The sequence below is a fragment of the Lactiplantibacillus songbeiensis genome, assembly GCF_005405125.1.
Lineage (GTDB): Bacteria > Bacillota > Bacilli > Lactobacillales > Lactobacillaceae > Lactiplantibacillus > Lactiplantibacillus songbeiensis.
Genome location: NZ_BJDL01000018.1, coordinates 66,295 through 85,270 on the forward strand (window position 1 = coordinate 66,295; position 18,976 = coordinate 85,270).

Consider the following 18,976-nt stretch of genomic DNA (forward strand, 5'->3'; position numbering starts at 1 on the left):
TTGAATAATCCTTTTATTTCGGCTTTAAAAAGCGTGATTGACCTATTTAACCATCAACTTTTTTTGTGATTTTTTTATCAAATTTGTTTTTAAAACCCGGGTTTCTCTAGGTGTCTTTGCTTGACATAGCAAAAGACTATATAATCATAGTCAAAGTCTATTTTCAATGGAAACCGTTTTCATTGTATTATATAGATAGATAATAATTGTTAAATAAATTAGTACGCTACCAGGAGGGATTTTTGTTGAACTTAAATCAGCTCTATTATTTCCGGACATTAGCAGAATATCAACATTATACAAAAGCTGCTGCGAAACTCTACATTAGTCAACCTAGTTTGAGCAACGCCATGAAGTCTTTGGAAAAAGAATTAGGTTGCGTGTTGTTTAAGAAATCAGGAAGAAATGTCCAATTAACCGAATATGGAAGAATGTTTTATAATACGACATGCTCAACGCTTAACATTTTGGATGAAGGTAAGCGGGAACTTCAGCAAAAGATCAAGAGTGATGCGGGAATTATTAATATTGCTTGTATTCCAACTTCAATTGGGACTCGACTACCTAAGTTAATCAAACAATTCCAAACCAACAATACAAGTTCACCATATTTCATTTTGCATGATGAATTCTCATTGCCAATTTTGGAAGGCCTTACCAATGGAAACTATGATGTCGGCATCTGTTCACGTGATGCCGACTACAAGGATCTTTCATTTATCCCATTCTTTTCCGAGAAAGTTATGGTCATTGTTCAACCCGATCATCCCCTCGCTAAAGAAACGTTGATTGATCCTAACATGCTCCGCCCCTATGACTTAGTCACCTATGACACCAATACGCCAATTGGTAACGCAGTTCATCAGGAATTAAATGCTAAGTGTCCTAACTTATCATTTGCTGAAGCATTAGACAGTGAGATTACCATTGCCGGTCAAATTGCCGAAAATGGTTCCGTCGGGATTGTTGCTAATACAATGTTATTAGACACATTCAATCTCAAAAAGATTCCACTCGATGTTCCTAGTGATACTCGCATGGTCTACATTGCTTATAATCATACCCGGCAATTATCACCGGTCGTTCAACACTTTATCGACTATTTAAAAGGTGCCAAAGAATCTTATGAGGCATAAATAGAAAGAAGGATTATTTATGACAGTTACAACAACTACTGATTACCAGACTATTTATCAGCAATTAGGAGAAACTTTTGACGATCAGTCACTTTTATTTGGTGACCAAATCAATCCTGATTTTGGTCATGATGAAATGGAATCATTCCAACATTTGCCAGATATCGTTGTCCGGCCTAAGACAACGCAAGAAGTTTCATTAGTTATGAAGTTAGCTAATCAATATCAAATTCCGGTAACCGCGCGCGGGACTGGGACTGGATTAGTTGGTGGCTGTGTTCCAATGGAAGGCGGAATACTAATTGATCTGTCGGCAATGAATCAGATTTTAGAACTCGATGCTGATAACTTAACCTTATCTACTGAAGCTGGAGCAATGTTGAAGGATGTTGCGACCTACGCTGCCAATCAAGGTTTCCTATATGCACCTGATCCTGGCGAAAAAACAGCCTCAATTGGTGGGAATATTGCTACTAATGCTGGTGGAATGCGTGCCGTTAAATACGGCGTTACCCGAGAATCAGTGCGTGCACTGACTGTCGTAACGCCCCAAGGAGACGTGCTAAAACTTGGTGGTAAGATTGTTAAGACCAGTTCCGGATTAGACCTGAAGGACCTCTTTATTGGCTCTGAAGGCATCCTAGGAATTATCACTGAAGCAACTTTGCGTATCCGACCACTACCTAAAGCTAATACTAGCTTAATGGTGCCATTTGATGACTTTAAAGCTGCCCTAGGAACCGTACCAAAGATTCTACAATCCGGTATTCAACCCACTGCTGTGGAGTTCTTTGAAGCTGATTCTGTCAAATGTTGGGAAAGTTTTGCGTCACAAAAATTCCCACAATCTGGTGCTGCAGCATACTTGCTCTTAACGTTTGATGAACAGAGTGACGAAATCGTTGAAAGCGACTACGAAGCTATCGCAGAATTGTGCTTAGATAACGGTGCTTCTGATGCTTACGTGCTTGATACTGATGAACTAAAAAAAGCAGTATGGTCAGCACGTGATACCTTCCTGGAAGCTATCAAGGCCTCAACCCCTGATATGGACGAAGCAGATGCAGTCGTACCACGTAGCGCAACTGCAGAATTTGTGCAATATACGCATGATTTAGCTAAAAAAGAAAAAATTCGCATTCCGGGATTTGGTCACGTTGGTGATGGCAACTTACACCTCTACATTTGCCAAGATGACTATGATGATACGACCTGGAAAGCCAAATTATCCACGGTCTTCAATGCTTTGTATGCTAAAGCTAGTGCCCTAGATGGTAAAGTGTCTGGGGAACATGGAATTGGTTATGCCAAACGCAATTATTTAAAAAACACAACTTCAGATGCCGATTTAGTTGCTATGCGTGCGGTCAAGACCGCTCTGGATCCTAATCATATTCTGAATCCAGACAAAGTTATTTAAGTGAACCACTTTATAATAATTCCACAAAAGTGCCATTAGGTTACTAGTCTCACTCCTACTAGTAACCTAATGGCACTTTGCTTTGTTAATATAGAAAAGGCCTGTTTGACCATCTTTTCGATAATCAAACAGACCTCAATAAAACTTCTAATCTTTGATTCTAGCAGTTACTGACTCATTTGACTTAATCGATAAACAGCTCCGATAAGATTTGCGCCATTTTGTAAATGAGCATTCATAATCTCTGGCGTGACAATTGTTCTAGCAGATAACGGCGTTACTTGCTTAAGTTGATCAAACTCGTGCTGAATCTGTTTCGCTACCAGCGGCTGAGCACTAATACCTCCACCAATAATGATCCGTTCTAAATCTAATGTTGACTGCATGTTAAAGATTAAAACCGCCACTTCTTGGCAAAATTGCTGAAAGATTTTAATAGCAACCTCTTGACGTTCACTAATCGCTCGGAAAACGTCATATCCATTGGTTGGATCAATTAAACCTAATTTTTTACCAATCTGATGAACCATTCCCACTGCTGAAAGACTGGCAGCCGTACTGGCCGGCGTTATTCCCTTAGTCCGATCAATAATCATAAAGCTCGGTTCACCCGCCACAAAATGGCTTCCCTGAAATAACTGACCGTTAATGAAAATCGCGGCACCAACACCACTGCCAAGCACTAAAATTGCACCATTATCAATACCAGCTAGATTTCCAAGCCATCTTTCAGCCAAAGCCGCAGCATCACCATCATTTTCAATCGTAATTAATAGGCTCGGAAAAAAGGCTTGAATCAAGTTAATAAAATTACTACCTTCCAGAAATGGCAATGTAGCAGAACTAATGACTTTACCCGCTTGAGCATCGACTACTCCAGGCAAACTGAATCCGACCCCACTAATTTGATCTTGATGTCGTTGAATCAAATCAACAATCTGTGCAACAAAAGGCTCTTGACCAGACTTAGCAGTTGGATTACTCCCTTTAATGATTATCTGACCATCAGCTCGAATGAGCGCATATTTTAAAAACGTACCGCCGATATCTATGGCTAAATAGTTTTTGATTGCCAAAATGCAGCTCACTCCTTTATTCTTTCACCACTATTTACTCATAGAGACAAATTTGTAATTATGGGCAGGACCAGCTGAATTAGTAATCAATCCCTTGATTTTCTTGCTACGCAAGAAAGCATTTGACTTCTGATACAGAGGAATTGCTGCCTGCTCAGTCATTAGAACCTTTTCTGCCTTAACCATATCTTGCCAACGCTTCGTAGGATTAGTTGAATCAACACCATTAATATTAGTGAGCAACTTGTCATACGTTGCATTATTCCAGTTACCGGCATTACCAGAATTGCCCTTATCATAAAGGTTCAAGAACGTTACTGGATCCGAGAAATCCGCACCCCAACCAGAAATAACAACTTGGAAATTACCCTTGCTAGAACGATCAATCCGAGTCTTAGCAGGCACATTAGACAGTGTTACATTCAACCCATCCAGTTTTTTCCACTGGCCTTGGACATATTCAGCGACTTGCTTAGTCGTATCAGTATCATCTGACAATAGATTCATTGATAACTTCTTGACACCAATCTCAGCCAGACCTTTCTTCCAATACTTTCTAGCTTCAGTTAAATTATAACTAACACTCGTTTTAACCGCTGACTCTTTAGCAAAATCTTCACCGGTTGTTGGATTCTTAGACAGACCTTCAGTTACAAAACCTTTGGGTGCTAATGACCCATCTGCCAAAACTTTATTAACCAACTGCTTTCGGTTTAATGCTAACGACAAAGCTTTTCGAATATTTATATTATTATAAGCCTTCCTCAAGGTTGCGTTTTGGGCTTTCATATTCATCTGTAAATAAAGCATGGAAGCATTTTTTTCAAGTACGAAGTCCGAGGCATGCTTCTTATTAGCAACTTGTTGATCAAATAGCTGGGTCTGATCTAACTTACCCGTTTGATAGAGGTTAAATGAGGTCGTTGGACTCTTAACAACTTGGAAACCAACCGAACTGAGTTTAACATGCTTTTTATCCCAATAATTTTGATTCTTAACTAACTTCCAGGTATTGTTAGTTCCATTCCAACCTTTTAGAACAAAGGGTCCGTTAGAAGCAATATATTTAGAACTAGTACCATACTTTTTACCAAACTTATCTACCGCTGATTTCTGTTGCGGATAAAAGACCGGCATCGCCATTAACAACTTAAAGTAAGAAATAGGATGATCCAAAGTAACAACTACTTTATATTTGCCAACAGCTTTAATCCCTAATGATTGATAATTCTTTTTGTTGTTCATTATTGCATCCGCATTTTGAATACCTGAATACAAATAGGCATATTCAGAAGCAGTCTTAGGATTAATCGTCCGTTGCCAACCATAAACAAAGTCTCGTGCCGTTAATTTTGCCCCATCGTTCCATTTACCATCGTGCCGCAATGTGAACGTGTAGGTTTTACCATCCTTTGATTCTTGAATCTTCGTCGCTAATTCATTTTCAATCTTACTATCTTTACCTAACTGCAAAAAGCCTTCGCCAGTATTTTCCAATTGTTGCATACTCGTTGTATCCGAAGCATGCGATGGATCCATCGTTGCAATTTCACTAACTACAGATAAATTCATCTTTTGTTGTGCATTACTGTTACTAGTTTTTGTATTATTACCACACGCCACTAGTAAAAATGATGTTGCAGCTAAAGCTGAACCAATTAACCACTGTTTCTTCATAGACCTTTCCTCCCCGAAATGAACTTAGGTCTATTCTAAAGTTTTGGTTAGAAAATAACAATAACTTTTTAATTTAATTTTAATATTTATTAAAAACAATTAGATTATAACTCATTTGCTAATGAAATCATTGTTAAATAATCAATTTCCATCATCTTGCGCCAATCTGATAATTTTAACCATTCATTTTCTTTATGTGCAATTCCTCTTTGTCCTGGAAATGACGGTCCAAATGCAACAATATTCGGCAAACTACGCGCATAGGTGATACCAGTAGTGGTCACCGGTTTCCCATCAGTTTGCATAACTTGTTCATACGTCCGTTGCATGATTTGAATCATCGGCAAAGTGGGATCTTTATACATTGATGGAAAATCACGTGTAATTGTTAGTATTAACCCAGCTGGTAATTTTACTTTAATTGCATCTACTAGCTGAGTACGTGTTTCGCTAACAGGATAGCGAACTCGCACATCTACCGCCAAAGTTGTTGCTGTCTTGGTCAAAATACTAAGTGAGAACTGAGTCATACCAGACGCTTGATCTTGATATTCAAAACCAAATGCTTTTCCAGTTGTATCTTGTAAAATCACATTAAGCCAATTAAAGAATTCTCCTGTTTGACCAGCTTGCTTTTTCAAATCAGCCGCAATCTGTTTAATGACATTAACTCCCAAATCAGGCGCATTGCTAGGTGCTTTTTTACCAACATAATTCTTGGTCATCCCATCAGACAAGTTCACCACAGCGGCATCGGGAATATAGCTGCCATTAAAATCGCCCGTAATTGATCGAATATTAGCTAATGATCCATCCGTGATTTCAGCCGTTACTCGGAATCCTAGCATGCCACGCTCTGCATAGACAACCGGATACTTACAGTCAGGTGTAAAACCACCAATAGGAGCTTGTTCGGCTTGGTTATAAAACGGAATATCAGCACTACCAGACTCTTCATTCGTTCCAAAAATCAGGCGAATGCTGTGCTTTAAATTTAGAGACTGCTCCTTAATTAATTTCAAAGCAAATAATGCACCCATAATCGGTCCTTTATTATCTAATGTACCACGACCATACATATAGTCGTCTTTAATTGTGAGTTTAAATGGATCAGTATCCCAGCCTGTTCCCGCTGCAACTACGTCTAAATGTCCTAATACTGCTATATATTCAGGTGCCTCGCCATATTGGACCCAACCAACACAATTATTAACGCTATGAGTTTCAAATCCCATCTTCTCAGCAATATTCAAAACCGTCGTTAAGACTCGTTTAGGCTCAACACCAAATGGTGCATCGGGTTTAGCTGATCCCTGTACACTAGGAACAGCAATCACCTGCGCTAATATTTTTAGAAAAGTTGGCTCTTGTTGTTTTAATGCTGTTTTAAAATTAAAAACTGACATCCTTTATTTCACCTCTGCTTGAACTCGTGCCAAATAAGCATCTAACCATGCCTGCGTAGCCGGTTTAATCTCCACCTTACCAAGTTCTCCTGGTATCGCAACATACACTGTTGGTTTTAAATACTCATTCCCAACAGCAAACGAAAACTCAACATTGGTAGCAATCGCATAGTTTCCTTGATTATCCATAGCCACATATGAAAATTCACCAACTTGCCCATTACGTTGGCCCAATTTTTCAATAAACGGATAGACCGTCTGATCAACCGCTGTTTGAACATTAGCACCACGTTCCATAGCTTGAACAATCTCAAAACAAAGTGGACGTTTCATCATATCTTCACCTAACCCAGTCGCCGCTGCACCACCAACTTGGCTATCTACATAAAAACCATTGCCTGCTAGAGGTGAATCACCGACACGACCTGCATGCTTCATGAACAGCCCTGATGTCGAAGTTCCCACTGCCATTGACCCAGATCGGTCCAATGCCAACATACCAACCGTATCATGGCCATCATACGGCGTTAATCTTCCACCCTGTTTAACCTGGTCAACTTTTTTATCCCAGCGTTTTTTTGCACGCGCTGACAGCATACCTTTACGTGGCAATAAATGTTCATCCGCAAATTCTTCTGCCCCCGCACCAACTAACACATTATTGACCCGTTGCTGGCTAAGCAAACGACTAAGCTTTATAGGATTGGCAATATTGCGAACACCACCAACGGCACCTAATTGAAAGTTATCGCCGTTCATAAAAGCTGAATCCATTTCAACAATTCCATGTTCGTTAGGTAACCCACCGTATCCAACTGATTTAAAATAAGGGTAATCTTCAATTGTCATAATTGCCTGTTCAACCGCATCGCCAGCGATTCCACCTTGGGCTAAACTTGGCAAAGCAGCTACCACACCGTCCTGTGCCATTCGCCAAGTACCAATCATTGCATATTTCATAGCTTGTCCTCTAATCTAAATTTAATTTAAAATAATTTTATCATTATTTTTTAATTTAATCCAAGAACATTTATATTTTTACGAAAATAATCGTAAGCACCCAATAACTGACCGTCTTCTAAGTGCCAACTAAACAAGATATGATTGCCTCATCAAATAAATTTGGTGAGGTTTTTATTATGGATAAACATGACATTGTTAAAGCTTTACAATTTCATCATGACTTTTCTTTTTTGTGAATACATCAGGTTTAACGTGCTCAAACAAAATACTATGAGAAAATTGGTAAAAACAGCCCGCTCACTAATCTTGACTAATAATTTGTAATAGTTCTTCCGGTTGTCTTAACACATACTCTGCACCACTAAACACTGTATCGTCAAAAGCTCCCCAACCAGCTGCAGCAAAATCAATCCCCGCTTCCATAGCTGACCGCATATCAAAAATACTGTCTCCAATATATAGTGTATAATCACGCCTAAGACCGTACTTTTTAATTGTATAGATTAATGGATCACCACTTGGTTTGGGATATTTTGTTAAATCAGATGTTGTGACCATCTCAATATTTGACACTAACGATAAATATTCCGTTTCTGAATCGAACTGTTTCCGATTGTTAGAGGTAACCACACCTATTTGAACATTCATTCGATTTAGCTGTCTTATAAGCTGCTCAATTCCTGGAAAATATTTTAACTCACGAGTCGCTTTTTGCAGTTTCTTTTCGTACTCATCTATAATTTGTGCCGTTTCATCAATACCCAAGTCCTTTAAGATTTCACCCGCAGGTTTCCCAATTCTTTTCCGAAACTCTATCAATGGTATTTCCTTATTCTTAGCAGAAACTACACTTTGTAAGACTTGTGCAATAACTTTTGCTGAATCAATTAACGTATTATCAATATCAAACAGAACTGTTTTGTACGCCATTAATTTCATTCCTTTCTAGAAGCAAAAATCTCTATACAACATTAATAAATCAAGTATATTATAAATAAGCCTTGCAAAGTCACATAACCTTGCAAGGCTCTTATCACATTTGTAAATTTTAATCCATAAGGAGGTTTAATAAACTAATTTAATGGTGTCCATTTCCAATCTTCAACTTCAGGGAGATCTGCACCTTCAGCACGAATGAAGTCATGATGCTTGTCGAGCATGTCGTTCATCTCTTGAACAAGATGAGCACCCTTTTCGGCATAAGCTGGGGTTGCTAAGATGGCAGCCTTAACTAAGTGGAAACGGTCGAGTTCATTACGGACCCGCATATCGAATGGGGTGGTAATGTCGCCTTCTTCGCGGTAGCCATGAACGTGTAAGTTATGGTTATGACGATCGAAGAAGATGGTCTTTACTAAGTCATCGTAAGCATGATATGCGAAGATAACTGGTTTGTCTTTAGTAAAGAATGAATCAAATTCAGCATCAGTCAAGCCACGTGGGTCGTCTTTCTTCAACTTCAAGATATCGACAACGTTCACGAAACGAATCTTCATTTCTGGGAAGGCTGCATGCAAGATTGAAACCGCTGCTAAACTTTCAGTGGTTGGTTCGGAACCAGCAGTTGCAAAGACAACGTCAGGTTCTTCACCATTATCAGTACTTGCCCAGTCAACAACACCAAGACCATCGCGAACTAAGTGTTTAGCTTCGGTCATCGTGAACCATTGTGGACGTGGGTGCTTGCTGGCAATGATTAAGTTAATCAATTGCTTGCTTTGGATCGCCTTGTCAAAGGTGGCAATCAAGGTGTTGGCATCGCCTGGCAAGTAAGCCCGAACGTATTCGGTCTTCTTTTCAGCCAAGTGTGAGATGATACCTGGATCTTGATGAGAGTACCCATTATGATCTTGCTGGAAGGCCGTTGATGAAGCAATCACGTTAAGTGAAGGGACATCAGCCCGCCATGGGGTTTCTTCATGCGAGTTCCGTAACCACTTGAAGTGTTGGGTTAACATTGAATCCACAACGCGTAAGAATGATTCGTAACTTGCAAAGAAACCGTAACGACCAGTTAAATTGTAAGCTTCCAACATCCCTTCGTCCATGTGTTCTGACAACATGGAGTCGATGATGCGGCCTTCAGGTGCTAATAAGGCATCGTTAGGTTCATGGATTGGTTCTAGCCATTGACGCTTCGTGTCTTCAAAAGCCGCACCTAACTTGTTAGATAAGGTTTCATCAGGACCCCAACCACGGAAGTTCTTGTTATCTTTGTTTAATTCGATTAAATCACGGATATACTTACCAAGTTCAGTCATATCTGAACCGTCTTCTTTACCGTGATCCTTGTTATCTAAAGCATAATCATCGATGTTTGGTGTAATTAAGTCTTTGGTTAACTTACCACCGTTAGTAACGGGGTTAGCAGCCATCCGAGCGTTGCCTGCAGGTACTAATGAAGCAATTTCAGGTTTCAAAGTCCCGTTTTCATCGAATAATTCGTCTGGCTTGTATGATTTGAGCCAAGCGACCAACTTATCGGCATGTTCCATATGATTACGGTCGACAGGAATTGGAATTTGGTGAGCCCGGAATGACCCTTCGATTGGTTCGCCGTCCCAAGTCTTAGGACCAGTCCAGCCTTTAGGTGCGCGGAAGACGATCATTGGCCATTTAGGACGAGATTCATCATGGTTATCCTTGGCATTCTTACGAATAGCATGGATTTCTTCGATGACTTTGTCCAATTCAGCAGCCATTTCTTTGTGCATCTTAGCAGGGTCAGTACCTTCAACAAAGTGAGGATCCCAGCCTAAGCCCTTAAAGTAGTCTTCAAGTTCTTCATGTGATTCACGTGAAAGGACAGTTGGGTTAGAAATCTTGAAACCATTTAAGTTCAAGATTGGTAAGACGGTCCCATCGGTGATTGGGTTGATGAACTTGTTAACTTGCCAAGAAGTTGCCAATGGGCCAGTTTCGGATTCCCCATCACCAACAACGGTAGCGGCAATTAAGCCAGGGTTATCAAGAATAGCACCGGCACCATGCAAGATTGAGTAGCCAAGTTCGCCACCTTCGTGGATTGAACCTGGTGTCTTAGGATCAGCATGGGAAGCCACGCCGCCTGGGAATGAGAATTGCTTGAATAAACGCTTCATCCCGGCAGTATCTTGGGTAATCTTTGGATAGGTTTCAGTATAAGTCCCATCTAAGTAGGAGTTTGAAACCATGACTTGGCCACCATGACCTGGTCCTTCAATGTAGAACATGTTCAAGCCATACTTATTAATGACCCGGTTTAAATGGGCATAAATAAAGTTTTGGCCGGCAATCGTCCCCCAGTGGCCGATTGGATGGACTTTAACGTCCGTAGCCTTAAGTGGTTCTCTTAATAATGGATTATTTAATAGGTAGAGTTGACCAACAGAAACATAGTTGGCAGCCCGCCAGTACGCGTCAACGCGGTTTAAGTATTCATCTGAAGAATAATCAACAGAATTGTCTTTGGTAATTGTTTCACTCATTGTTTTGCAACTCCTTATAATTTAGAATATTCACTACCTAATTATTTAAACCACCTTCTCAGCAATGTCTCGATCAATAATTAGTGTGTTAATAACATGGTTTTCTAATAATACCTTAATTCCCTTAGCTTTCTTTTCCCCAACAGCAGTGACAACTACATTCTTGATGTCTTTCAAATCATCAATTGTAATACCTATCAATCGATTAGAGAAATCGGTATGCACCGTACAACCTTTATCATCAAAAAAATCTGCCACCACGTCACCAATTGCACCTGCATCTGTTAACTCTTGCGTTTCACTTTCCGTAATATAATCAAGTTTACGCCATGTTGATGTTTCTACATCATTACCCACACCAATGAATGCAACATCCACATTCTTAGCAGCATCTAGTGCAGAAGACACAAGCGATGACTTCCTTAATTCTCCAGCAGATTCCTCAGAATCTGCTATAACAGGTGCATAAAAAGTAGAGTACCGAGCATCAAGTTTACTTGCCAACTCTGCTACCAAATGATTAGCATGAATATCTAAATTAAGGAGCCCCAATCCACCAACCAATGGTACAACTGTTAATTTTCCTGCTGTTATATATTCAGATTCAGCTACAAAATACGAAATAGCATTTCCCCAACCAATACCAATACTACTCACATTGTTTATAATTGAACGTAGATATTGTGCCGTCAAGAAACCTGCCTGACTAAGAACAGAACTAGAAGTGCGATTAAAACGTGTAGAAACTACTTTTACACTATTCAAGTTATACTTTTTCTGAATTTCCAACTCTAATTCACAATTTTGCTTATCTGGATCTTTAACAAAGAACTCAACTAAATGATTATCGCGAGCCCGCTGCAATAATTTTGAAACTACTGGGCGTGATACACCAATGGATTTAGCGACCTGCTCTTGGGTCATATTTTGTTCATAATACAAAATTGCAGCCCTCAAAAGTTGATCGTGGTTAGTTAATTCATTTTTTGTCATATTTGCCTCACTAAATTTTAACGTAAGTTGCCTAACTATTGATAATTGCTTTTTTAGACTCATCATTCATAATTATAGTATAAGAAAACAATTTGTTACGCTCTGAACAGTTTGCAGATAATTATTTTAGGCAACTTTAATTTAGTTCTAACAAATAAACTTGCCAATTACACAACAAGTTCCAAAAACACACTCCTAATTTATCTGCTGTTGAGCATGTTCAATTGCCGTTAATAGTACTTTATGATGTTGATCATTATCAATAACTTCATCTGTAATGGAACGTGCTATGACCGGAGTATATTTATGAAATCTAGCAAATATTGAGATTCCTTTAATTAAGCGACAATCGTTAATAACACCATTTCTATCAATAACTACCAAACAGACTTGTCCAACTCCTAATTTAGGTTGAAAAGTGCCAACACCTAAATAACCATCTAAATTATTTTGAACAACATTTCGATACTCACTTACATAAATTCTACTGTTAAGTATGCTTAAAGCTTGCTTAGAAATAATAATTACCATTAAAAAAAGTACAAAACTTAAGCCGCTCATAGCTAAAACACCTCACTTATCTCAATAAGAATGAAAATCCATATGCAATTAGGACTGCTAATGGAGCCGTAAATAAACGAGAAAATAGAATTGCTGGTGTTCCAGAAGTAATGGTATCGGGTTCAGCTTCGCCTAAAGTTAAACCAACTGGTATAAAATCACATCCAGCCTGTGCATCAATCGCAAATAATGCTGGTAAAGCTAGATACATTGGTACGATTCCTGTACCAATCTGTTGCCCAATCAACGTTCCGACAACTGCAGCAATAACGCCAGCCGGTCCCAAAATTGGCGAAAGAATCGGCAAAGCACAAATAATACTCAAAATAACTAATCCAACAATATTTCCTGCTAACGGACTTAAAATATTGGCCAGTACTTTACCAATACCGGAATAATTAATAATACCCACTAATGTAGCAACAAACGCCATAAATGGTAAAACATTCTTTATTAAAGTATCTATCGTATCACGACCAGCTTGATAGAAAGTATTAACAAAGTCCCCGGCAACCTTACCAACCGCATCAATTAATCTTAATAATCGACTCTCTTCTTGTCCCTTAGAATCCTGTGCAACCTTTTCTGCATCATTCTTAACTTGTGATACTTCAGGCGAAGCAATATTTTCCTGTAATTCTTTTGGAATTTCAATATTTTCAGTACTAGCTACATCATTCGCGGTTACACCTGAAACAAATATATCTTCTTTAATAAATTTAGATAGTGGTCCTGCTGGTGTAATAGCTACAGTATTAATCGTTAAGATCCCCATTTTAGGATAAACACCACTCCGCGCCGTACCACCACAATTAATAACTGCAGCGCAAGTTTCTTCTTTAGGCACTGGATTAGCAAAAGAATCTACCACTTTTGCTCCTGTTAAATCAGCAATTCTTTGAGCAACAGGGTCAATTCCACCACCGGTTACGCTGATTACATATGGCTTTTCATCAGTTGGTGTAACAGTTAGAGGGCCACCCCAACCATGGTTACCCTTTGAAATTTTCACACTACTATAACTCATGATTTAGGCCTCCTGTGCATTTGTCTTTTTTAAATCATTAACATCAGTATTCTGATTCAAGATTTTCGTATTCCCATTACGTTTAAAGAAATACATACTAAAACGTTCGGTAACTAATCCTCGAATAAAAATAATGACAATTCCCGACAATGCATACAGTAGCGCCAGCTTAGCTTGATCTCCTCCAGCCTTAGTAAACCCATTAGCAATTCCTAAAAAGACAAATAGCTCTGCTGAATTAGCATGCGGGAATAATCCTGTAACCGGATGTAGAAAAGAAACACATGAATCATAGTAGGCTGGCTTATATTTTTCCGGTAAAAAACGACCAGCCGTATAACACATTGGATTTGTAAAAAAGAATACCCCCAGAATTGGTAAGACTGTATAACGTAAAATTGCAAACTTTGTTAGCTTTGCCATAAACCGATTGACTCGGTCTTCTCCAATAAACTTTACCAAAGCATTAATTGCAGTAATCAATGCAATCAGCAACGGAATAATGCCAGTCATATAACTCATAAAAACATTTCCGCCAGCTTTGAAAAGTCCAATAAAAGCCGAGGCTGCGTTAGTTAAAGCATCCATCTTTTTCCTCCGTTCAATATTCGTGAATAACAGCTCTAATCAATAGAAACTATTTGTTCAGGCTCAATTACCGGCGCTTTTATTTTGCTAGATGAAACAAAAATCGAACCTGGTAGTTTACCAGTATCTTCATCAGTATTATTAAAATAGACAGACAAGTGACCCAATTCGTTGAAATTATTGTTAGCTTCGCTACCAACAAAATCGATCTTAAACTCTTGATCACCAAAACTAATCGTCCCACCAACACGCAACACATCTTGTTCATCAGATTGTTTCTCATGTAATGCTGCAACATCTTTTAGTTCCTGTGGTGCATTTGGATTAAACATAATCAAAACACCACCATCTAATAATTCCTGAACTTCTTGACCAACCATTGTAATTTTAGTTTTCATTTTTAACTTCTCCTGTTGTTAGCGCTTACAATTAATATAAAAAAGAAAAATGGTTGCACACGTACAACCAATCTCCTAACCTGTAAATACGTGCATAGATTTAGTAGTTGTCAGGTATTCCATATACTTTAAAATACGTGTGACCATTTTTCTTATTTATTTAAATATACTCTGGCTTTATTGTACAAATTTACTTTTTTATTTACCAGCAAAAACACTATCTTGTAATTGACGTAATTTAACAACCATTGCACTACTATCTAATTGCGTATTTTCAGAGGTCAAAGCTTCACCATCTTTAATATCCTTTAAGGCAACCGTCTGGCCAGTAACACAACCAACTGGAATATGATTATTAACTACAAAGTCCTTATGTGCTTCAATTACACCACGAACTGAGTAACCACCAATTCCATCAATGACATCTCCAGCTTTAATATCTTTTTTAGCAACAGCAATTGTTTCTGAAACTGGTGCACCAATTGGAACAATCGCATGATCATGATTCATAACTGCTTTGGCAATTGTTAATGGCGTTTCAAGACTAGCTAAATGGAATGGCCGATAAAGAATATGATGTTTTCTATCACCCTTCTTTAACAAATAATTCATCTCATTGGCAACGCCTTCATTTTGACCTTCAACAATTACAAAGACCCCTGGTGCAATACCATCAACATATTCAACAACACCAAACTTATCAAGGACCCCACCATTTTCTTTAAGATCCAAGTCAGCTACTGTTTTATCTAAATCACCTTTAATACCATGCATACCGGTAATATCAGGTAAAAGTCCAGTTGCATTAGACAATAGTGTCATTTCAGCCATCGTCTTTGTACCATCTTGGAAGGCAGCTAACATATGTGGTGACATATGTTTACTATCAGCTTCAGCCTTCGCAGTATCCGGGTTAGCTTCTAGACGAATCTTATTATTTTTCCCCTTACCGGCAACTAAAACTTTCATGCCCATTGATTTGGCGAATTCAAACAAACCTGTAGTAACAGCTGGTTCATCACCATCAGATCCGGTATAAACAAGATTCCCAGCATCATATAATTTCTTCATTAACGGTCCAATCGTAACATCAATTTCAACGTTCAAGAGAACTAGATGTTTTTTTGCAATTAATGTTTCTAGTGCCAATTGAGCACCAACTTCGGTTACCCCAGTGGCATCAACAACTACTTCAACTTGATCAGAATGAACGATTTCTTTAAAATCAGTAGAAATTAAAATTTCTTCGGGTTTCTTTGAATTAGCATTGAATGATTCCATAGCTTTTTTTGCATTATCAATATTAATATCACTAATTCCTTTGACAACCATCCCCGGAATACCGGCAATTTGTGAAATCATCCCAAAGCCCATTTGACCGGCGCCAATAACACCTACTTTGATTGGATTACCTTCTGCTTCGCGTTCTTCTAACTGTTGATATAATGTCATGATTAACTCGCTCCTTACATATGTTTTATTACTGAACATTTGTATCATATGCCTTTGCCTTCAAAATGTCAACGCTTACATTTGCTTTTTTGATAAATCATGCCCAGAACCTTGTATTCAAGCAAAATAAATAACAGCTAATTATTTATTTTGCTTGAATAATTAGCTGTTATTTATTTTGCTTGAACAATCTTCTTTATCTAGTATCGCCAAATAACCTGCATCGTCATTAGCTCATCATGATACCAACGTAAATCAACTTGGTCACCTGCTTTTAGCTTGAACGCTGTCACGACCGCTGCTGGAATCACATATGGATACGGCATCCCACTACTATCCGTTAGCGTCGTCGTTTGATTATGACTAACCATTAAATGCCCTGGTAGCCCAAGTTCATCACCCGCTTCAACCAACGCATGTGATAACCCGTCCAAATCATTATTCAGAGTAACTTGAGCCACCTTTTGTAACTCATCAACATGACCATCGGGCTCAACGTCACTGTAATCACGTCACCTGCATGTAAGTGGTAACGCCGCATGATTGCTTCCGAGAGTTGGCTTTGCTTGGCGTGTGACTGGTCATCGGCTAGTAGGTCGGCCCCACCCGCAACCGTTGGCGACACAATCAGCTTAGTCGTTGCTTTAACCGCATGAGTCACTAACTGCGCCGTTTTACCCGATTGCGTTAACCCAACACAATAGGTCAGCATGCTTTCGATCTTAGCTGTATCGAATTGCACTTGTTGATCCGTCGCACCACAACTAGCCGCATTAATCATCATCATCACTTGTTGCCATTGCCGAAAAGTAGCTAAGTCTAGCTGAACGGTTCCGCTGGGCACTGGGATAATTGGCTTTTTAGACATCTTGGACCACCCTTTCTATCCACATAAAAACAGCTAGCTGCAACAAAGTTTGCGACTAGCTAACTTCTAATCAATACTTTTATCAATAATCGACCGCAAAACTTTCTCTCGCAAGGCGACCGCATCTACTTGATTGCGATTCTCATACCCTTGCGTCAAGACATCGCAAATATACAGTTGCGAGATGCGTCCCGCTACGGAGCCCCCGTTTAAGAACTCTTCAATCGCGGTTTGCAGAATGACATCCCCTAAGCTAGCCACTGGACTATTTAGATTATTAGTTATCGCAATAATCCGCGCACCGTTATCCTTAGCAATCTTCAGCGAATCATACGTATCCTTCGTACGTCCCGTCAATGACAAGCCAATCACTAGGTCACTAGGTGCAAGTAACGAGGCAACCTGAGCCTGAATATGCGGATCACCAACCGGAGTCGCTTGAATGCCCACTCGCAATAGAATCGCAGCAAATGATGCCCCGACCTGACCACTGCCACCGACTCCAAAAATGTAGACCTTGTGTGCTTGACTCAACAAATCGATGGCCTGATTCAATCTGGCCGGTTCAATGAGCTTCGCCGTCGCAGTTAAGGCCTCCTGCAAGTGCTGGCTAATCTCATCGTAATAATCGGTCGGCCGGGTCTGTTCCTGCTGAGTAAAATCTTCCTTGGCAATTTCAATTTTAAAGTCAGAAAAGCCGTTATAACCTAATTTCTGACAAAAACGGATAATTGTGGCGTCCCCGACTTTAGTAGCCGCCTTAATGTCACTCATCGTGGCGTACATCAACTGACTGCCGACTTTGAGGACGTAATCCGCAACCTTTTTTTCTGACCGCGTTAAGGTTGGGTAATGTTCCTGAATCAAGTGATCATAGCGCATCTTCGTCACCATCCTTTTGGCCTATATTATACGCCACTTTTGGATAATTACTCCAAAATGTCAGGAAAGCGCTTTACCTAAGGCTAATGACATGTTATGGTTGTTTTGGAGATAGAATCCATATATTTTATAAAATGGAGGATTTTGGAATGATTACTAAAACACAACTTTTAAAACAACTAAGCCACGGCGTCATCGTCTCTTGCCAAGCACTGCCAAACGAACCGCTATATAGCCCAACCGGGGGCGTGATGCCGTTAATGGCTAAGGCCGCCCAGCAAGCTGGCGCCGTTGGGATTCGTGCCAATTCAATTCGTGATATCAAAGAAATTCAAGCCGCGGTGGATCTACCGATTATTGGCATTATCAAAAAAGACTATCCGCCCGAAAAGCCCTTTATCACAGCAACTATGGCGGAAGTTGATGCCTTAGCCGCAACAGGAGTGGCCGTTATTGCACTCGATTGTACCTTACGTCCACGCCATGATGGCTTAACCATTAATGACTTCATCACCCAAGTTAAAGCGAAATACCCACACCAACTCTTCATGGCCGATACCGCGACGCTTGAAGAAGGTTTGAATGCTTGGCAGTGCGGCGTTGACTTTGTTGGGACAACTTTAAGCGGCTATACAGCTGAAAGCCCGCAATTAACCGGACCAGATATGCAACTGATTCAACAATTAATCGACCATCACATTGATGTCATCGCGGAAGGCCGAATCCACACACCGCAACAGGCCCAGCAAGTTGCTAGCCTGCATCCAGCTGGGATGGTCATCGGGGGCGCAATTACACGGCCACTTGAAATTGCCACCCGTTTTATTGATGCTGTTGGTGCAGTTAAATAAGCCTATCAACCCATTTAACAGAGTCGTCTTTTAATTGATTGACTAGTGGTCCTAATCACGTATAATGTAGGAGTAGGATCGTTTGTGTGACGACACAAAAAGACTAGCATGACGGGAATCACGCTAGTCCTTGGCTTCAATCAATACTTGCAACATGCGCTTATTGATTGTGACGCGACCTAAGAAGTTTCATTGTTGATTGGTACTTTTA

The 18,976-nt window shown here is 39.6% G+C and carries 18 protein-coding genes; 3 read left to right on the forward strand and 15 right to left on the reverse strand.

The window, feature by feature from the left end; translation table 11 throughout:
• Positions 1-245 precede the first annotated feature (245 nt).
• Together FFM77_RS07400 and FFM77_RS07405 are read left to right on the forward strand one after the other, a co-directional pair.
• The gene (locus tag FFM77_RS07400; protein ID WP_171001575.1) at positions 246-1,136 is read left to right on the forward strand and encodes a LysR family transcriptional regulator; all 891 of its coding nucleotides are present in this window, start codon (positions 246-248) and stop codon (positions 1,134-1,136) included.
• 19 nt (positions 1,137-1,155) lie between these two features.
• Positions 1,156-2,556: an FAD-binding oxidoreductase gene (locus FFM77_RS07405; protein WP_137635135.1), complete on the forward strand. Its 1,401-nt coding sequence runs from the start codon at positions 1,156-1,158 to the stop codon at positions 2,554-2,556.
• Between the two features lie 167 nt (positions 2,557-2,723).
• Here FFM77_RS07405 and FFM77_RS07410 read toward each other — a convergent pair whose 3' ends face one another.
• From FFM77_RS07410 to FFM77_RS07480, 15 genes are all read right to left on the reverse strand, one after another.
• The gene (locus tag FFM77_RS07410) at positions 2,724-3,632 is read right to left on the reverse strand and encodes an ROK family protein (protein ID WP_223876801.1); all 909 of its coding nucleotides are present in this window, start codon (positions 3,630-3,632) and stop codon (positions 2,724-2,726) included.
• Positions 3,633-3,662: 30 nt separating this feature from the next.
• Positions 3,663-5,309, reverse strand: a complete 1,647-nt coding sequence (locus FFM77_RS07415; RefSeq protein WP_137635136.1) for a peptide ABC transporter substrate-binding protein — start codon at positions 5,307-5,309, stop codon at positions 3,663-3,665.
• A gap of 104 nt (positions 5,310-5,413) precedes the next feature.
• A complete protein-coding gene (locus FFM77_RS07420) occupies positions 5,414-6,715 on the reverse strand; it encodes a Sapep family Mn(2+)-dependent dipeptidase (RefSeq protein ID WP_137635137.1) in 1,302 nt (433 codons plus the stop codon).
• Between the two features lie 3 nt (positions 6,716-6,718).
• A complete protein-coding gene (locus FFM77_RS07425) occupies positions 6,719-7,675 on the reverse strand; it encodes a glycosylasparaginase (protein WP_137635138.1) in 957 nt (318 codons plus the stop codon).
• Between the two features lie 303 nt (positions 7,676-7,978).
• A complete protein-coding gene (locus FFM77_RS07430) occupies positions 7,979-8,608 on the reverse strand; it encodes an HAD family hydrolase (protein WP_171001576.1) in 630 nt (209 codons plus the stop codon).
• A 143-nt stretch (positions 8,609-8,751) separates the two neighbouring features.
• A complete protein-coding gene (locus tag FFM77_RS07435) occupies positions 8,752-11,145 on the reverse strand; it encodes a phosphoketolase family protein (RefSeq protein ID WP_137635140.1) in 2,394 nt (797 codons plus the stop codon).
• 45 nt (positions 11,146-11,190) lie between these two features.
• Entirely contained in the window at positions 11,191-12,138 is a 948-nt protein-coding gene (locus FFM77_RS07440) for a sugar-binding transcriptional regulator (protein WP_137635141.1), read from the reverse strand.
• 195 nt (positions 12,139-12,333) lie between these two features.
• The gene (locus tag FFM77_RS07445) at positions 12,334-12,699 is read right to left on the reverse strand and encodes a transcriptional regulator GutM (RefSeq protein ID WP_137635142.1); all 366 of its coding nucleotides are present in this window, start codon (positions 12,697-12,699) and stop codon (positions 12,334-12,336) included.
• Positions 12,700-12,715: 16 nt separating this feature from the next.
• Complete coding sequence (gene srlE, locus FFM77_RS07450; RefSeq protein WP_171001577.1) at positions 12,716-13,726, reverse strand: PTS glucitol/sorbitol transporter subunit IIB; 1,011 nt, start codon at positions 13,724-13,726, stop codon at positions 12,716-12,718.
• Positions 13,727-13,729: 3 nt separating this feature from the next.
• A complete protein-coding gene (gene srlA / locus FFM77_RS07455; protein WP_137635144.1) occupies positions 13,730-14,314 on the reverse strand; it encodes a PTS glucitol/sorbitol transporter subunit IIC in 585 nt (194 codons plus the stop codon).
• 35 nt (positions 14,315-14,349) lie between these two features.
• Positions 14,350-14,712, reverse strand: coding sequence for a PTS glucitol/sorbitol transporter subunit IIA (locus FFM77_RS07460; RefSeq protein ID WP_137635145.1), 363 nt, complete (start codon positions 14,710-14,712; stop codon positions 14,350-14,352).
• A 198-nt stretch (positions 14,713-14,910) separates the two neighbouring features.
• Entirely contained in the window at positions 14,911-16,164 is a 1,254-nt protein-coding gene (locus FFM77_RS07465; RefSeq protein WP_137635146.1) for an NAD(P)H-dependent oxidoreductase, read from the reverse strand.
• 200 nt (positions 16,165-16,364) lie between these two features.
• Complete coding sequence (locus FFM77_RS07470; protein ID WP_137635147.1) at positions 16,365-16,625, reverse strand: hypothetical protein; 261 nt, start codon at positions 16,623-16,625, stop codon at positions 16,365-16,367.
• Positions 16,607-17,032 (reverse strand): hypothetical protein, encoded by a 426-nt coding sequence (locus FFM77_RS07475; RefSeq protein WP_137635148.1) that lies wholly within the window; start codon positions 17,030-17,032, stop codon positions 16,607-16,609. Before FFM77_RS07475 ends, FFM77_RS07470 begins: the two co-directional genes overlap by 19 nt.
• Positions 17,033-17,098: 66 nt before the next feature.
• Positions 17,099-17,914 (reverse strand): MurR/RpiR family transcriptional regulator, encoded by an 816-nt coding sequence (locus FFM77_RS07480; protein ID WP_137635149.1) that lies wholly within the window; start codon positions 17,912-17,914, stop codon positions 17,099-17,101.
• 149 nt (positions 17,915-18,063) lie between these two features.
• Between FFM77_RS07480 and FFM77_RS07485 the strand changes: the two genes are divergently transcribed.
• Positions 18,064-18,765 carry an N-acetylmannosamine-6-phosphate 2-epimerase gene (locus FFM77_RS07485; protein ID WP_137635150.1) on the forward strand — a complete coding sequence of 234 codons (702 nt, stop codon included), beginning with the start codon at positions 18,064-18,066 and terminating at the stop codon, positions 18,763-18,765.
• Positions 18,766-18,976: the final 211 nt, after the last annotated feature.

Bases quoted from the DNA above. Each gene is read 5' to 3' on its own strand.
- FFM77_RS07405 (WP_137635135.1), top strand. From the start codon at position 1,156: ATGACAGTTACAACAACTACTGATTACCAGACTATTTATCAGCAATTA.
- FFM77_RS07415 (WP_137635136.1), bottom strand. From the start codon at position 5,309: ATGAAGAAACAGTGGTTAATTGGTTCAGCTTTAGCTGCAACATCATTT.
- FFM77_RS07420 (WP_137635137.1), bottom strand. From the start codon at position 6,715: ATGTCAGTTTTTAATTTTAAAACAGCATTAAAACAACAAGAGCCAACT.
- FFM77_RS07425 (WP_137635138.1), bottom strand. From the start codon at position 7,675: ATGAAATATGCAATGATTGGTACTTGGCGAATGGCACAGGACGGTGTG.
- FFM77_RS07430 (WP_171001576.1), bottom strand. From the start codon at position 8,608: ATGGCGTACAAAACAGTTCTGTTTGATATTGATAATACGTTAATTGAT.
- FFM77_RS07435 (WP_137635140.1), bottom strand. From the start codon at position 11,145: ATGAGTGAAACAATTACCAAAGACAATTCTGTTGATTATTCTTCAGAT.
- FFM77_RS07440 (WP_137635141.1), bottom strand. From the start codon at position 12,138: ATGACAAAAAATGAATTAACTAACCACGATCAACTTTTGAGGGCTGCA.
- FFM77_RS07445 (WP_137635142.1), bottom strand. From the start codon at position 12,699: ATGAGCGGCTTAAGTTTTGTACTTTTTTTAATGGTAATTATTATTTCT.
- srlE (WP_171001577.1), bottom strand. From the start codon at position 13,726: ATGAGTTATAGTAGTGTGAAAATTTCAAAGGGTAACCATGGTTGGGGT.
- srlA (WP_137635144.1), bottom strand. From the start codon at position 14,314: ATGGATGCTTTAACTAACGCAGCCTCGGCTTTTATTGGACTTTTCAAA.
- FFM77_RS07460 (WP_137635145.1), bottom strand. From the start codon at position 14,712: ATGAAAACTAAAATTACAATGGTTGGTCAAGAAGTTCAGGAATTATTA.
- FFM77_RS07465 (WP_137635146.1), bottom strand. From the start codon at position 16,164: ATGACATTATATCAACAGTTAGAAGAACGCGAAGCAGAAGGTAATCCA.
- FFM77_RS07475 (WP_137635148.1), bottom strand. From the start codon at position 17,032: ATGTCTAAAAAGCCAATTATCCCAGTGCCCAGCGGAACCGTTCAGCTA.
- FFM77_RS07480 (WP_137635149.1), bottom strand. From the start codon at position 17,914: ATGCGCTATGATCACTTGATTCAGGAACATTACCCAACCTTAACGCGG.
- FFM77_RS07485 (WP_137635150.1), top strand. From the start codon at position 18,064: ATGATTACTAAAACACAACTTTTAAAACAACTAAGCCACGGCGTCATC.